Here is a 14,565-nt window from a genome sequence, read left to right on the forward strand (position 1 = left end):
ATCGTGTCGCCTGCGTGCTCGCGGTTGGGCAGCCTCACGCGGCGGTCATCGGCTCAATGACGGCCCGCACCTCGGTGACCTTGCTCGCCGGAAAACCGCTCAACTCAGCATGTTCGTAGACTGACGACTCGTGATCGGCAAGGTAGACGCAGAAGGTCTTGTCTTCGACGACGTAAGACTGAACCCACTGCACCTTGCCCGCCAGCTTCGCCAGGGCAGCATTGGAGGTTGTCGACGCCTCTTTGAGTTGCTGCCCATTCAACTGCCCCACACCGGGCAGGTCGCGTTCGATCAGAAAGCGCTTCATGAGAACTCCTTGAAGAAAGACCCACGGCAATGAAAGACCTCGCGGTCGCGCCGTGGGGGAGGCGACCGGCGGCATGCGTTGACGTCCAGCAGAACTGCGTCTTCGCCGCTGTCAAATTCGTCTTGGGCAAGGGCGTTTCGATTGAGTGATCTTCATTGATCGCTACACAAGCTTCAAACGTTTTGTGTTGCGTTCACTTGAGCCACGCTCAAGCTAAGATGCAGCGATGACCGTCTCGGCCACTCTGCTCAATCAGCTACGCGCGTTCGAGGCCGTCGGGCGGCACGGCAGCTTCAAGCGCGCAGCGGATGAACTGAGCGTCACGCAGTCGGCCCTGAGCCATCAGGTCCGACATCTCGAGCAACACCTTGGCGTCGCGTTGCTGCTGCGATTGCACCGACGCATCGAGATGACAGAGGAGGGTCGGCGGCTGTGCGCGGATTGCACCGCGGGGCTCCAGACTCTCGAGCGCGCAGTGCGGCAACTCACGCACATCGACGCAGAAAGTACGCTGACCGTCGGCGTGGCGCCATATTTTTCGGCTCGGTGGCTCACGCCCAGGCTGGGTCGCTGGTGGGCACGGCATCCGAACATCGACCTGCAGCTCCGTCACGCCTACCAGCCAGCAGATTTCCTGCACGACAAGGTCGACGCTGGCATCAGCTGGGGCCACGGCGACTGGGACGAAGCTGAAGTAAGGCCAGTGCTGACGGGTGAACTCGTCGCCGTATGCAGCCCCGCCTTGACGGGCCTGGACGCAATCGCCAAGGACATTGGGACATTGACCCGGCAACGGCTGATGTGCGAGTTCGATCGGCGCCATTGGGAACTCTGGTTCCGCAATGCTGGCCTCGTCATCACACGAAAGCTTGATGTCGTCGTGTTCGACGATTCTCACGCGTTGCGTCGCGCAGCGTTGGAGTGCCACGGCGTAGCTCTTTTCTTCCGCGGTCTGATCCAGGAGGATCTCGAGTCAGGGCAACTCGTTCAGATTCTCGATGTGAAGGTCGACCCTGGAAGCGCGTACTACTTTGTGCGTCCGAAGGGAAAGCCGGTCGGCCCCAAGCTTGCCGCGTTCCAGCGCTGGTTGATGGACGAGGTGAGGCGTGCGCCGTTCGCATAGCTGCGTAAGTCACTGCATTGGCGAGCCACCGCGGACCCGTCGCTTTCCCTGCAGGCGCCGCCTGTGCGTTACTTAGGGCGCAGCCTGTGGTCCGGCGGCGCGATCGCGCTTTCCGCTGCGCTTGGCGTAGGCCTTGTGGGTCTTGCTGAGCAGTGCCTTGACCGCGCCGCTTGGTCACGCCGTAGCGGATCTCCGAGCAGGTCACCGCCGAGATGGGGTCGAATTGTTGTCAGAACAGACGGATCGAGTCCGCAGCAGTAACGACGCGGCCTCAAGCCAGGTTGCAGCCCAGCGCGGCGGCGAACATCTTCCGGAGATCCTGTCGACCGGATTCGGCCACCGTCACGGCGCCGACGAAGGTCAGCGCCATGGACAGGCCCAAGTGCATCTCCGAGACGCGGTCCACCGGACTCAGCATCGGCTCGCGCGTCGCCTTGGCGTCAACGTCCCGTTCGCGAGGAAAGGCTCGTTGGGCCGGATCGTGGCCGCACTTGCGAGCCAGATGCCCCAACGTCACGAGACGCCTTTCCGGGACACCCGGGTTCTCCTTCTCGCGATCATCGCCGTTTCCCTGAGCGGGTAGCAAAACACCATTCGCTGCTCCCCAAGCGGCGCGCCGTCTCTCGTCAACGCGGGCGCACCAACTCCGCGATGCTCAGCAGGTTGACCGGCTGCACGAGAATGGCGCCGCTGCGGGGGCTGTCGATGTCGGCGATGAGCATGAACGCGATCGACATGACCAGCGGCAGTACGAGCAGCAGGGCGCGCTCCTCCTTCGGATCCTTCACGCCGTAGCCGACCAGCACATGGCAGCAGATCCCGATCGTCAGCATGAGGATCCACGCCGCGCTGGGAATCCGGTTCCACCAGGCGGCCTGGGTGTAGCCCTGCGCGTTCAGAACGTCGTTCATGCCCATCGCCACCAGGGCCATTGTCGGCGAGGGCGCCGCTGCGGCCGGCGCGGCGACCGCGGACCACAATGCCGCCTGCAACTGCGCGGTGCGGACGTTGATTTTCTTGAGTTCCTGCTCGTCGCGGGTCGTGTAGTACAGCAAGCGCTGATCGAAGTAGTCGGTCAGCAGGGCCCGAACCTTGGCGGCATCGGCCCCGGGCAGCAGATCGGCCCGCAGGAATTCGGTGGCGATCGCGTTGGCCTCGGCCTCCTCGAGGCTCTTGCGCTGGTCGTAGCGGCTGACGGCCATCGAGAACGAGAACGCGATGATGAGCCCCAGCAGCGTCAGAGTGGCGGTCTGAATGACGCCGAAGTCGTCCCGGATGCTGTCCTTGGGCGGCCACCATCTCCTGAACAGCAGCGCGCCCGTCCAAACCGAGATCAGCAGAAGCAGGAAGGACAGCCCGAACACGGCCAGCGGGTAGTCCGTCACGCTGAGCATGGGCTCTCCATCGGGATCCGATCCCTCGCGGCCGCGGGCTCGTCGTCAGCCATGCGATTCGGCATAGGCGATCCCGTTGGCGTCTGCGGCAGCGGCCGTTCTCGCGTCGCCGGCGATGATGCGGCCGAGACCTGAAAGCACGCCGATGGCGGCGCACTCGCCGGTCGCGCACGAAGCGGCGGGCGTCCTGGACCTTGGGACGATCGAGCCGGCGGCCGAGCGCAGCCCCGCCAAGGCCTCGCGGACCAAGGCCGGCGGTTCGCCCACCGGGTCGGCGCGCTCCAGTCGATGCAGACGACGTCGGCGTCCGCGGGATTCAATCGTCGTTCCGTACGCACGGTCCATTGAGTTCGTTCAAACCACGAGGCAGCCATTCACAGGATCGGCGGCATCTGTGCCGCGGCAGCATAGAAAGTTGCGAGCGCTTGGACCATCCAACCAAAGTTGGATACATGGTTGGTCGCGGAGGCAGGGCGATCGCGCGAGTCCTACGCCGATCGACGCCTTGGTGTTTGGCGACATCACCCAGTTCGTCGTGATGTGGTTGATTACCGAAAACGGAGAGCATCCAGTAGTTGGGGGTGTGCACTGCAAGAGGGCGCGCGAGAGCTTCTTAAGCATGATCGAGGATGGCCGCTTCGCTTGCCGATCCTGATCACGCTCGTCGTCGATCTCACCCGTGAGCTTGCAGCGCGCCGTCGGCAAGAATCACGTTGCATGCCAGAGGAACTAGGCTCTGGAGAGCCGCCGACCGTTATCGGATCGACGTACTTGCAAGCTTCCTTCATTGGAGTGCGATGCAGGGCGATGGATCTCGTGTCGATTCGCGCGCAAGCCGGGGAGCGGACCTCGCCCAGACGCAGTGCGGATTCAAGCCTTCGCGTGAAGCAGGTCCCTTGCTTTTCCGCCCGGGCGCTTCCACAGTGGCGGGACACACGCCGATCTGGAGGCAAGCATGGAAACCGATGCACCCGAGGCTGGACGCCCAGGCGAACGCCTGGACGAGGTCGTTGACCTGATTCGCGCCAAGGTCACCACGGACCAGGCGGATCTGCTCGCTGCGTTCGTTCGGCAGTACTTTGGCCAGGTGGACCCCGAAGACCTGGCCGACCGCCAGATCGCCGACCTGTATGGCGCCGCGCTGTCGCATTGGGGCTTCGCGCGCAAACGCGTGCCAGGACGCGCTCGGCTGCGCGTGTTCAACCCGACGATCGCGGAGCATGGCTGGCAATCGACGCACACCATCATCGAGATCGTCAATGACGACATGCCGTTCCTTGTCGATTCGGTGACGATGGAAGTCAATCGCCATGGCCTCACCTTGCACCTGATCATCCATCCGCTGGTGGCAGTGATCCGCGACGGCCAAGGCACGCTGCACGGTTTGGCGACTGAAACACCCTCGCCCGACGCGCGCCGGGAATCGTTCATCCATGTCGAGGTGGACCGCGTGGCCGAAGCAGCTCGGCTCGAGACGCTGGCCGCCGACCTGACACGCGTGCTCGGCGACGTGCGGCTGGCCGTGGCCGACTGGAAGGCGATGAAGGAGCGCGTCCTGGACATCGTGCGAGCCCTCGACGAGCGCGCTCCGCCGCTCCCGCCGCAGGAACTCGCCGAGGGCCAGGCCTTCCTGCGCTGGCTGGCTGATGATCACTTCACATTCCTTGGGCACCGCAGCCACGAACTGGTGAAGGTCGACGGCGACGACGCGCTCAAGGTTGTGCCGGATTCGAGCCTCGGCATCCTGCGCGAGATGATCAAGGATCCGACCGCCGCCTTCGCGGCGCTGCCACCGGAGGTGCGCGCCAACGCACGCCGGCCCGAATTGCTCGTGGTCACCAAGTCGACCTCGCGCTCCACCGTGCACCGCCCCGGCTACCTTGACTACATCGCCGTCAAGCGCTTCGATGCCGACGGCCAGGTCTGCGGCGAAGACCGCTTCCTCGGCCTCTTCACCTCCACGGCGTACAGCGCCCGCTCGGCCGACATTCCCCTGCTGCGGCGCAAGGTGGCCGAAGTGATCGCGCGCGCCGGCCTCGCGAGCGGTAGCCACTCGGGCAAGGCGCTGGTCAACATTCTCGAGACCTATCCGCGCGACGAGCTGTTCCAGACCGGCACCAACGAGCTGCTGTCCACCTCCATGGGCATCCTCCACCTGGGAGAGCGCCAGCGCTTCCGCCTGTTCGTGCGGCGCGATCCGTTCGAGCGCTTCCTGGCGTGCATGCTCTACGCGCCCCGCGAGAACTACACGACCGAACTGCGCGAAAAGTGGCAGGCGATCCTGGTGCAGGCGTTCAACGGCACCAGTTCCGAGTTCAACGTGCACCTGTCGGAATCGGTCCTGGCCTTGATCCAGATCACTGTGCGCACCCGGCCCGGCAATATTCCGCCCTTCGACGTGCGCGAACTCGAGCAGCGCCTGGTCACCGCCGCCCGCCGCTGGGACGACGACCTGAAGTCGGCGCTGATCGAGGCAACCGGCGAAGCGCGCGGCAACGAGCTGCTGCGCCAACTCGGCGGTGCGTTCCCGGCCGGTTACCGTGACGAGTTCGCGGCGCGCGCCGCCGTGCACGACATCGAGCTGATGGAGCGGCTGAGCGACGTGAAACCGCTCGGCATGAACCTCTACCGGCCGCTCGAGGCGGCGCCGGGGACGCTGCGCTTCAAGGTGCTGCGGCGCGGCGAACCGCTCATCCTGTCGACGAGCCTGCCGATGCTGGAACACCTCGGCATGAAGGTGCTCGACGAGCACCCGTACCGGCTCGCACCACGAGGCGCGTCGCCGGTCTGGGTCCATGATTTCGGATTGCGCAGCGCTCTGGGCGATGCCGAGATCGAGATCGACGCGCTGCGCCCGGTGTTCGAGGACGCGTTCGCCGCTGTCCTCGGCGGCCAAGTCGAGAACGACGACTTCAACCGCCTGGTGCCCGCAGCACGCCTGCCCGCGCACGAGATCGTCGTGCTTCGCGCTTACGCGAAGTACATGCGGCAGATCGGCTTCGCGTTGTCGCAGCCGTTCATGGAGAGCACGCTCGTGACGAACGCGTCCATTGCGCGCGCGCTGGTCGAGCTGTTCAAGCTGCGCTTCGATCCGGCGCAGGCCGCCGGCGCCGACACGCTGGCCAGCGAGAAGGTGCGCGAGATCGAAGCCGCGCTCGAGAACGTGGCCAACCTGTCGGAAGACCGAGTGCTGCGCCAATACCTCGCCCTGATCCTGGCCACCACGCGCACCAACTACTGGCGTCGCGATGCGGCGGGCCGGCAACGCGAATTCCTGTCGTTCAAGTTCGATTCCTCGAAGGTGCCCGATTTGCCGGCGCCGAAGCCGATGTTCGAGATCTTCGTGTACTCGACGCGCTTCGAGGGCGTGCATCTGCGCGGCGGCCGCGTCGCGCGCGGGGGACTGCGTTGGTCGGACCGGCCGGAAGACTTCCGCACCGAGGTGCTGGGCCTCGTGAAGGCGCAGATGGTCAAGAACACCGTGATCGTCCCGGTGGGCTCCAAAGGTGGCTTCGTGCTCAAGCGCGCACCTGCGGCGAGCGACCGCGACGCCTACCTGCGCGAAGGCGTGGTCTGCTACCAGGACTACCTGCGCGGCCTGCTCGACATCACGGACAACCGTGTCGGCGACACGCTCGTGCCGCCGCCGCAGGTAAAGCGCCACGATGACGACGATCCCTACCTCGTGGTCGCGGCCGACAAGGGCACTGCCACCTTCAGCGACTACGCCAACGGCATCAGCAAGGAATACGGCTTCTGGCTCGGCGACGCGTTTGCCTCCGGCGGCTCGGTAGGCTACGACCACAAGGCCATGGGCATCACGGCACGCGGCGCCTGGGAATCGGTGAAGCGCCACTTCCGCGAGATGGGCATCAACACGCAGACAACGGATTTCACGGTCGCCGGCATCGGCGACATGTCGGGCGACGTGTTCGGCAACGGCATGCTGCTATCGCCGCACATCCGGCTGCTTGCAGCATTCGACCATCGGCACATCTTTCTCGACCCGGATCCCGACGTGCCGAAGAGCTTTGCCGAGCGTGAGCGCCTGTTCAGGCTGCCGCGTTCATCATGGGCCGACTACGACGCGTCGCTGATCTCCGAGGGAGGCGGGATCCATGCACGCAGCGCCAAGTCGATCCCGATCACGCCGCAGGTGAAGCAGGCGCTCGACATCTCCGCCGATGCGCTCACGCCCACCGAGTTGGTCAACGCCATCCTCAAGGCCCCGGTCGACCTGATCTACAACGGCGGCATCGGCACCTACGTGAAGGCCGCGAGCGAGAGCCACGCGCAGGTGGGCGACCGTGCCAACGACGCCCTGCGCGTCAACGGCGGGGAGTTGCGCTGCAAGGTCCTCGCCGAGGGCGGCAACCTCGGCTGCACGCAATTGGGCCGGATCGAATTCGCGCGGGCGGGTGGGCGCATCAACACCGATGCGATCGACAACTCGGCCGGCGTGGACACTTCGGATCACGAGGTCAACATCAAGATCCTGGTCGGCCTGCCCATCACCGAAGGCGAGCTCACCGAGAAGCAACGCAATGCGCTGCTGCCGGAGATGACCGACGACGTGGCCGCGCTGGTGCTGCGCGACAACATCTTCCAGACGCAGGTGCTGTCGGTCACAGGGCGCATCGCGCCACAACTGCTCGATGCGCAGACCCGGTTCATGCAGTACCTCGAGAAGGCCGGGCGGTTGAATCGTGCGATCGAGTACCTGCCGTCCGACGAAGAACTGGCCGAGCGCCGCGCCCAGAGTCAGGGTCTGACCAGTCCCGAGCGCGCGGTGCTGCTGGCCTACAGCAAGATCTGGATCTACGACGAACTGCTGGCCTCGCCGCTGCCCGACGACCGCTGGGTCGCGACGGCGCTCGAGCGCTACTTCCCGAAGCTGCTGAGCGAGAAGTTCGCGGTCTACATGCCCAGGCATCCGTTGCGGCGCGAGATCATTGCCACGCACGTCACCAACAGCACCATCAACCGCGTCGGCAGCACCTTCGTGCATCGCCTGGTCGAGACCACTGGCGCCCGTGCGTTCGAGGTCGTGCGTGCCTACCTGATGAGCCGCGAGATCTTCGGCATGGTGCCGCTGTGGCTGTCCATCGAGGCGCTCGACAACCGCGTTGACGACGCCGTGCAATCGAGCCTGCTGATCGACACCAGCCGGCAACTGGAGCGCGGCACCAAGTGGTTCCTGCGCTCGCGGCGCCTGAACGAGGACATGGAATCGACCATCGCGCACTTCAGGCCGAACGTCGAGGCGCTGTCGGCACGGCTGACCGAACTGCTGGCCCCCGATGAGCGTGCCCGCGTCAACACCGCAGTCTCGCACTATGTGGCCGGCGGCGTGCCGCGCGAACTGGCCGAGCGCATCGTCACTTTCGACTCGTTGTACGCGACGCTCGACATCGCCGAGATCGCCGGCAGCGCCAGGTGGCCGGTGGCGCTGGTGGCGGCGATCTACTTCGACCTCGCGAACCGCCTCGGCATGCCGTGGCTGCGCGAGCGCATCGCGGCACTGCCCGGGGACCAGCACTGGCAGATGCTTGCGAAAGGCGCGATGCTCGACGACCTGTCGAGCCTGCAGCGTTCGATCACTGGCGCGGTGCTTGCCGGGGGCGGCGAAATCGAGTCGCCGGCGGCACTCGTCGAGGCATGGCACGCCACGAATGGCCGGGCGCTCGAACGCGCGGCAGAGTTGATGGGAGAGCTACGTGCGGTGCCGGCGCCTGATGCCTCGATGTTGTCTGTTGCATTGCGCGAACTGCGGGCATTGGCATAGTGTGCTCATGGCCGCACAGGCGCCACATGGGCGGGTGACAGCGGCCAGACGCCCCTGAGAGCGTGCCATGAGCATTGCCCTCACCTCCCTTTCGCCGTCCGGCACCGCAATCGCAGAGCGTCGCCTGCCGCGGAGCCGATGCCGGCGCCACGGCGATACGAAAGGGACTGACGTCAGCGGTCATGCTCAACCTCAAATATTCAACGACGGAAAGAGGAGCGCTGGCGCCTGCAGTTGGTGGCTGTGAAGGGCCAATGCACATTTCCTCGTTCTTTCAACGAGCCGCATGTGCTCGTCGGACCGCTTGATTGGGTCGTCGAGTTTCCGCCAATACTCAGCTGCCCACTGAAGCTCAAGACCCGCCACGCCCGCGACCGCGTTGGTCCCATCCTCGATGGCTTCTCTGGCTCCTGCGCGTGCCGAAATGATGCGTGCATCCGGTCGCGATGGATCAGACGTAGCTTGCATGGAACTCGGAGTTGACGCTCTGGGCCTTCACACACCCCGACGCTCGGCAGCGCCCGGGCGCTCACTTCCTGCAGTCCCCGCCGACCGATACCGAACCGTCCTTGCATTCGGTCAAGATGCCGTCATTGCTGCGCTGGCGGGCGGGGGATGAGGCGGGCGAGGGGGAAGTGGCCTCCGCTTCGTAGACGACCTTCCTGCTGCCACGTTCGCAGGTGCCGACGACCTTGCCGCTGACCGTGGCATCGGCCGTGACGGTGGTGAGCGTGAAGCGCATCACGCCCGCGCCGCGAATCTTCGCGTCGATCTGGGCCATGAGGTCGTCGCAGTTGCTGGCGGCGTTCGCGGAACCCGTGCAGACCCATACGACGATAGAGAGCAGGGATGGCTTCAGCATCGGATGCTTGCCTCGAAGGAGCTGCTTGGCTAGGACGGGCAGTGTAGCGCGGCGACTCCCTTCGCCACGTTTTGCCGAGGATCTCCATTTCGTGATGTTGTCGTTCTTCGCGGCCGCTTTTGGCAGCTGACCTTCGGCGTGATCGCACAGTCGGGCGGGCTGCCAATGGCGAGTTTGGCGAACAGGCAGTCCCGGCGACGTTGCGATGCCCACCAGGCGAACGCCGCGCCGCAGACCATCTCCACCTCCGCCGAATCGATCGCGCTGTTGAAGGACCTGAAGAAGCGCGGCGGGGCCTTCGTCAGCCCGTTCATGCAGGCGATGGGCCTCGTCAAAGACCACGTGCCGAGCTGCGTGATCGCCGCCCGCGTCAAGCGGGCGCGCCAGGCGTTGACAGCCCGGCGTCCTGAGGCTGAAGACCGCCGGTTGCAGGCGGCCGGCGTGCCGCGTCACTTTGTTACGTCGACGTCGCGCGTCTCGGGCAGCAGCGCCATCGCGATCAGGCTGATCACGCTGGTAGCGACGATGTACCAGGCCGGCGAAACCGGGTCGCCGGTGGCCGCCATCAGCCAGGTGACGACCAGTTGCGTCGTGCCGCCGAACACCGTGGCCGCGATCGCGTAGACCAGCGACAGCGTCGTGCTGCGGATGGCGATCGGGATCAGTTCCGGCACGACGACCAGGCTGGCGGCACCGCTCATCGCGGTCAGCAGGGCCAGAACGCCGACGACGACGAACAGCGTGCCGGCGGTGGGCGCGCTATGCAGCCAGACGAGCATCGGCACGATCGCGACCGCCAGCGCCACGCGCGGCAACAGCATCAGCGCCTTGCGGCCGTGGCGGTCGCACAGCCAGCCCGCGAGCAGCGAGCCACCGAAGGTCAGCAGGCCGGCCAGCAGCACCGAGCTCTGCGCGACCGCTGGCGGCAGCTTCAGCGCCTTGATCGCGTAGGTGGCCATGAAGTTGCCGAACTGGCTGGACACCACGGTGGCCATCATCATCAGCACGCCCAGCACGACCCAGCGCCGCTGTTGGCCGAAGACCTTGCCCACGATCTGCGCGGTGGACGCGCCTTCCTGATGGCCCAGCGTCTCGGGCAGGCTGCGGCGGATGTAGACCGCGATCGGCACCAGCACCAGGCTGAACAGGAACGGCAGCCGCCAGCCCCACGAGGCCAGATCCTGCGGCGACAGCGTGCTGGAGACGATCACGCCGAACAGCCCGCCGACCGCAACTGCCAGGCCCTGGCTGGCAAGTTGCCAGCTGGTATAGAAGGCGCGCTTTCCGGGTGGCGCCATCTCCAGCAGCAGCGCGGTCGCCGGGCCGACCTCGCCGCCCAGCGCCAGCCCCTGCAGCAGACGGCAGACGACCACGATGATCGGCGCGGCGATGCCGATCGTCGCGTAGCCGGGCGTTGCCGCGATGCCGAGCGTGCCCAGCGTGATCAGCACGACGGTCAGGATCAGCGCCGGTTTGCGCCCGACGCGGTCGGCGAAGGCGCCGATCAGCACGCTGCCCAGCGGGCGGGTGAAGAAGCCGACGCCGAAGGTGGCCACCGATGCCAGCAGCGAGCCGAACTCGCCGGCGACCGGGAAGAAGGTCTGGCCGATGTAGATCGCGAAATACGCGTACAGCACGAAGTCGTAGAACTCCAGCGCGTTGCCGGCGATCGCGGCGGCGACCGCCTTGCGCGAGATCGTGGGCTGCATCGGCGTAGTGTCGGCGCGCGGCGGCGCCGGGGGAACGAAACTGCCGGCCGAGCCGGCGGTCGAGGTGGTCATAACGGGGGCTCCGGTAAGTGAGTGGTCGGGTCGAGGGAACAAAGGGACGCCGTGCGGTGGCGTCAGACCGGCACGCGCTGCAGGCCGGCCAGCGCCTGGACGAAGGCCTCGCGGCCCTGGCGCCAGATGGCTGCCTTCCAGTCGGCGCCATCGGGATAGAACGCGGCCTTCAGCGCGGCGCGCGCGGCGGTGGTGCGGTTGGCGTCGGCTCCGCGCCTCCAGGTCCAGTGCTCGGCGCGCAGCGCCTGCTGCACCTGCTCGGCTGGCCAGGTGCCAAACTCCAGGCAGATATTGGTGTGCTGCGCCTGCGGGCATTCGTCGAACTGCGCGAACTGCACCGGCCCGGTCATCGGCACGCTGGACGAAGTGCCGGTGTGCACCGAGGTCAGTTCACCCCACCAGCGCTGCGCGCGCTCGAGGATGGGCGCGCCCTGATCGGGCGACGCGAAGATGCGCTCGCCGTGGCCGTACGGGCCCAGCCCGGTGTGGATGTCGATCGAGCCGATCTGCCGGCACTCGCGGCCGTGGCGGCGCAGGATCGCGCGCAGCGCGCGGTTGCTCCAGGTCGGCGCCTGGCCGCCGAAGAACATGCCGTCGGCATACGTGTACTGGCCCAGCGACACCGCGCGCTGCATGCCCCTGGGCCCGACGCGCTCGGCGTATGCCGCCAGCGCCGCCGCGTCGGCCGGCGTCGGCGGCCAGCCCTCGGGCAGCAGCAGGTCGTGAATCTCGCCGTACGCGGCGTTGACGGGCAGCGGCGCGTCGAAGTCGATGCAGTTGCGGTTCAGATCCACGTTCTCCTGGGTCACGCGTCGCGAGTGCGAGAAGCCCCAGGGGTTGACCGCGTGGATGTACAGCACCGCGGTGTCGCGCACCCGCTTGCCGGCGGCGCGCTCAGGTGGCCCCAGTTCCAGCAGGCCGGTCTGCACTGCGGAGCCGCAGTAGCCCTCGACGCCATGCACGCCGCTGATCACGATCAGCAGCCGTGCGGCATCGGCAGGGCCGTCGCGCACGACATCGATCGCGAGTTCTTCGCCGTCGGCGCCGGCCAGGTCCAGCACGGTCGATTCGACGACCAGGTTGCGCCGGCAGGCGGCATCTCGGAATCGCTGGCGTGCCTGCGCGTAGCTGGAGGAGAACAGCGCGGCTGCATCGGCGATGTCGGCCGGCGCGTCGGACTCGGGGGTCGGGCCGCTGGGCGTTAGCGTGGCGAATGCGTTCATGGTGATGAGGAGGGGATTGGGAGTCGGTAGATCAGGAGGCAGGAATCAGGCGGCCAGCCGCCGCGCACGGCGCGCGTGGCAGGCCTCGCCGAAGGCGGCGAAGATCGCGTGCGCCAACGGGCTGTTGCCGACTCGCATCTCCGGGTGCCACTGCACCGCGAGCGTGAAGCCGGGGGCGTCGGCGACCGTGAAGGCCTCGACCAAGCCGTCCGGCGCCACCGCCTCGATGCGCAGGCCCGGTGCCAGCCGGCCCACGCCCTGGTGATGCAGCGAGTTCACCGTCGCGCGCGTCGCACCGGCCAGGTTCGCCAGCAGGCCGCCGGGCGTGAGCGCGACCTCGTGCGCATCGTCGTACCAGCGCTCGACCGGGCGATCGTGGTCGCCTTCGCGATGGTCCAGCCGGCCTTCTTGCGCGTGGACCGCGCGCTCCAGCGTGCCGCCGAACGCGACGTTGAATTCCTGGAAGCCGCGGCACACCGCGAGCACCGGCACGCCGGCGGCCACCAGCGCCGGCAACAGCGGCAGCACGGTGTCGTCTCGGTCGGGGTCGGTCAGCGTGGCCGGCGGCAGCGGTTCGGCGCCGTAGCGCTCGGCCTGCACGTTGGTCGGTCCGCCTGTCAGCACCACGCCGTCGACCGCGGCGATCAGCGAGGCGGCGTCGATCGCCGCGCCGGCGGCCGGCAGCAGCAGCGGCAGGGCGCCGGCGGCCTGGTGCACCGCGCGCAGGTAGCTGTCGAACGCCTGGTGGATCGCGTGGCCGTGGAATTCACCCCGGTCGGAAGTGATCGCGACGACGGGGCGGACGGCGGTGGGTACGTGCAAGTTCATCGAACGGCCTTGTTGGGTTCCGGCATCTCCGTGATGCCACTGCCGCCAATGTAGGGAGCGGGATTAAATGCGTAAAGTGCATTTAAGTTGTCTAGATCCTGCAGTTAATGCATGATGTCGGACCTTCAGGCATATTCGATGAACACCCGCCAGTTGCGCCATTTGCTCGCAGTCATCGAGACGGGCTCGGTCAGCGCGGCCGCGGACCGGGTCCACCTGAGCCAGCCGGCGCTGTCGCGCAGCCTGCGGGCATTGGAGGACGAGTTGCGCGCGCCGCTGTTCGACCGCCTCGAGCGCCGCCTGGTGCCCACGCCGTTCGCGCAGGCCTACCTCGCCCGCGCGCGCCGCATCGTGTTCGAGGAGGCCGAGGGCGCGCGCGAACTGTCACTGATGCACTCCGGCCGCGCCGGCTCGCTGGCGCTGGGCATGGGTTCGGCGCTGGCGCGTGGCCTGCTCGGACGGCTGCTGGTCGAGCTGATGGCGGGTGCGCCGGGGCTGAGGCTGCGCACGCTGATCGAGACCACCGACCGCCTGCTCGACGCGCTACGCAACGAGACACTGGACTTCTTCGTCGGCGACGTGCGTGCCGCTGACACCGACAGCGAGCTGCAGGTCGAGCCGCTGTACGCCTGCCGCTTCGGCTGGTTCGCTCGCCAGGGCCATCCGCTGCAGGGGCGGCGCGCACTGGCGATTGCCGACGTGCTGCGCCATCCGTTGATCGCACCCGGCTTCATCGGGCCGGAGGACGAGCGCCGCTTCCTGCGCCGCTACGGCTTGACCGGCTCGATGCTCGACCGCTTCACGCTGCAGTGCGCCGATGGCAGCACGGTGAGCCAGGTCATGTTGGCGACCGACGCCGTGATGCCGGCGATCGAGCTGACGATGCTGGAGGAACTGCGCGCCGGCAGCGTGATTGCGCTGGATGTGCAGCCGGCGCTGGATGCTGAACTGATGCTGGGCATCGTGCAGCGCGCCGGCCGAACGCTGGCGCCAGCGGCGGCGCGGGCGTTCGATTTCGTGCGGCAATATCTGGTCGGGCTGGAGGCCGAGGCGACGCCGGCTGACGGGGCTGCCCGCTGAACAAGCGTGGCCGCGCCCGGCCATGAAGGGCCCGACCAGGTTGCAGCGGATTGAGGCGATGACGGTCAACGTCAGGAATGCCCTGACCGCCTTTTCGCGGCATTCGGAGGCGCCGTTGACACGCGGCACCGTCCTAGCCCCCGTTGCCAACAGCGATCCGGCCACTGCGCGTGTCCCAGATT

11 protein-coding genes and 2 pseudogenes are annotated in these 14,565 nt (G+C 67.0%); 5 read left to right on the plus strand and 8 right to left on the minus strand.

Annotated features, from left to right (window positions below):
• Positions 1-34: 34 nt before the first annotated feature.
• A complete protein-coding gene (locus QTI04_RS01270; protein ID WP_286604161.1) occupies positions 35-307 on the minus strand; it encodes a DUF4242 domain-containing protein in 273 nt (90 codons plus the stop codon).
• Positions 308-533: 226 nt separating this feature from the next.
• Between QTI04_RS01270 and QTI04_RS34235 the strand changes: the two are divergent.
• Positions 534-674, plus strand: a pseudogene (locus tag QTI04_RS34235) (LysR family transcriptional regulator); the annotation flags it as partial.
• Positions 675-782: 108 nt separating this feature from the next.
• Positions 783-1,430 carry a LysR substrate-binding domain-containing protein gene (locus QTI04_RS01280; protein WP_286613874.1) on the plus strand — a complete coding sequence of 216 codons (648 nt, stop codon included), beginning with the start codon at positions 783-785 and terminating at the stop codon, positions 1,428-1,430.
• A gap of 271 nt (positions 1,431-1,701) precedes the next feature.
• Here QTI04_RS01280 and QTI04_RS01285 read toward each other — a convergent pair whose 3' ends face one another.
• The 3 genes from QTI04_RS01285 to QTI04_RS01295 all read right to left on the minus strand — a co-directional run bounded on the left by QTI04_RS01285 (position 1,702) and on the right by QTI04_RS01295 (position 3,169).
• A complete protein-coding gene (locus QTI04_RS01285; RefSeq protein WP_286613875.1) occupies positions 1,702-1,947 on the minus strand; it encodes a hypothetical protein in 246 nt (81 codons plus the stop codon).
• A 109-nt stretch (positions 1,948-2,056) separates the two neighbouring features.
• A complete protein-coding gene (locus tag QTI04_RS01290) occupies positions 2,057-2,824 on the minus strand; it encodes a hypothetical protein (protein ID WP_286613876.1) in 768 nt (255 codons plus the stop codon).
• Positions 2,825-2,869: 45 nt separating this feature from the next.
• Positions 2,870-3,169, minus strand: a complete 300-nt coding sequence (locus tag QTI04_RS01295; protein ID WP_286613877.1) for a hypothetical protein — start codon at positions 3,167-3,169, stop codon at positions 2,870-2,872.
• 610 nt (positions 3,170-3,779) lie between these two features.
• Between QTI04_RS01295 and QTI04_RS01300 the strand changes: the two genes are divergently transcribed.
• On the plus strand, positions 3,780-8,609 hold the full coding sequence (locus QTI04_RS01300; protein ID WP_286613878.1) for an NAD-glutamate dehydrogenase: 4,830 nt from the start codon (positions 3,780-3,782) through the stop codon (positions 8,607-8,609).
• A gap of 529 nt (positions 8,610-9,138) precedes the next feature.
• Here QTI04_RS01300 and QTI04_RS01305 read toward each other — a convergent pair.
• The gene (locus QTI04_RS01305) at positions 9,139-9,471 is read right to left on the minus strand and encodes a DUF1161 domain-containing protein (protein WP_336621863.1); all 333 of its coding nucleotides are present in this window, start codon (positions 9,469-9,471) and stop codon (positions 9,139-9,141) included.
• A gap of 228 nt (positions 9,472-9,699) precedes the next feature.
• Between QTI04_RS01305 and QTI04_RS01310 the strand changes: the two are divergent.
• Positions 9,700-9,816, plus strand: a pseudogene (locus QTI04_RS01310) (DNA-3-methyladenine glycosylase I); the annotation flags it as partial.
• 104 nt (positions 9,817-9,920) lie between these two features.
• Here QTI04_RS01310 and QTI04_RS01315 read toward each other — a convergent pair.
• The 3 genes from QTI04_RS01315 to QTI04_RS01325 all read right to left on the minus strand — a co-directional run bounded on the left by QTI04_RS01315 (position 9,921) and on the right by QTI04_RS01325 (position 13,303).
• Positions 9,921-11,252 (minus strand): MFS transporter, encoded by a 1,332-nt coding sequence (locus tag QTI04_RS01315; RefSeq protein WP_286613879.1) that lies wholly within the window; start codon positions 11,250-11,252, stop codon positions 9,921-9,923.
• Between the two features lie 62 nt (positions 11,253-11,314).
• Entirely contained in the window at positions 11,315-12,475 is a 1,161-nt protein-coding gene (locus QTI04_RS01320) for a M14 family metallopeptidase (RefSeq protein WP_286613880.1), read from the minus strand.
• A 45-nt stretch (positions 12,476-12,520) separates the two neighbouring features.
• Complete coding sequence (locus tag QTI04_RS01325) at positions 12,521-13,303, minus strand: gamma-glutamyl-gamma-aminobutyrate hydrolase family protein (protein WP_286613881.1); 783 nt, start codon at positions 13,301-13,303, stop codon at positions 12,521-12,523.
• A gap of 138 nt (positions 13,304-13,441) precedes the next feature.
• Between QTI04_RS01325 and QTI04_RS01330 the strand changes: the two genes are divergently transcribed.
• Positions 13,442-14,383 (plus strand): LysR family transcriptional regulator, encoded by a 942-nt coding sequence (locus tag QTI04_RS01330; RefSeq protein WP_286604148.1) that lies wholly within the window; start codon positions 13,442-13,444, stop codon positions 14,381-14,383.
• Positions 14,384-14,565: the final 182 nt, after the last annotated feature.

It is taken from the genome of Variovorax sp. J22R115, assembly GCF_030317005.1.
GTDB lineage: Bacteria > Pseudomonadota > Gammaproteobacteria > Burkholderiales > Burkholderiaceae_C > Variovorax.

Coding starts and splice junctions, on each gene's coding strand:
- QTI04_RS01270 (WP_286604161.1), bottom strand. CDS start 307: ATGAAGCGCTTTCTGATCGAACGCGACCTGCCCGGTGTGGGGCAGTTG.
- QTI04_RS01290 (WP_286613876.1), bottom strand. CDS start 2,824: ATGCTCAGCGTGACGGACTACCCGCTGGCCGTGTTCGGGCTGTCCTTC.
- QTI04_RS01295 (WP_286613877.1), bottom strand. CDS start 3,169: ATGGACCGTGCGTACGGAACGACGATTGAATCCCGCGGACGCCGACGT.
- QTI04_RS01300 (WP_286613878.1), top strand. CDS start 3,780: ATGGAAACCGATGCACCCGAGGCTGGACGCCCAGGCGAACGCCTGGAC.
- QTI04_RS01305 (WP_336621863.1), bottom strand. CDS start 9,471: ATGCTGAAGCCATCCCTGCTCTCTATCGTCGTATGGGTCTGCACGGGT.
- QTI04_RS01315 (WP_286613879.1), bottom strand. CDS start 11,252: ATGACCACCTCGACCGCCGGCTCGGCCGGCAGTTTCGTTCCCCCGGCG.
- QTI04_RS01320 (WP_286613880.1), bottom strand. CDS start 12,475: ATGAACGCATTCGCCACGCTAACGCCCAGCGGCCCGACCCCCGAGTCC.
- QTI04_RS01325 (WP_286613881.1), bottom strand. CDS start 13,303: ATGAACTTGCACGTACCCACCGCCGTCCGCCCCGTCGTCGCGATCACT.
- QTI04_RS01330 (WP_286604148.1), top strand. CDS start 13,442: ATGAACACCCGCCAGTTGCGCCATTTGCTCGCAGTCATCGAGACGGGC.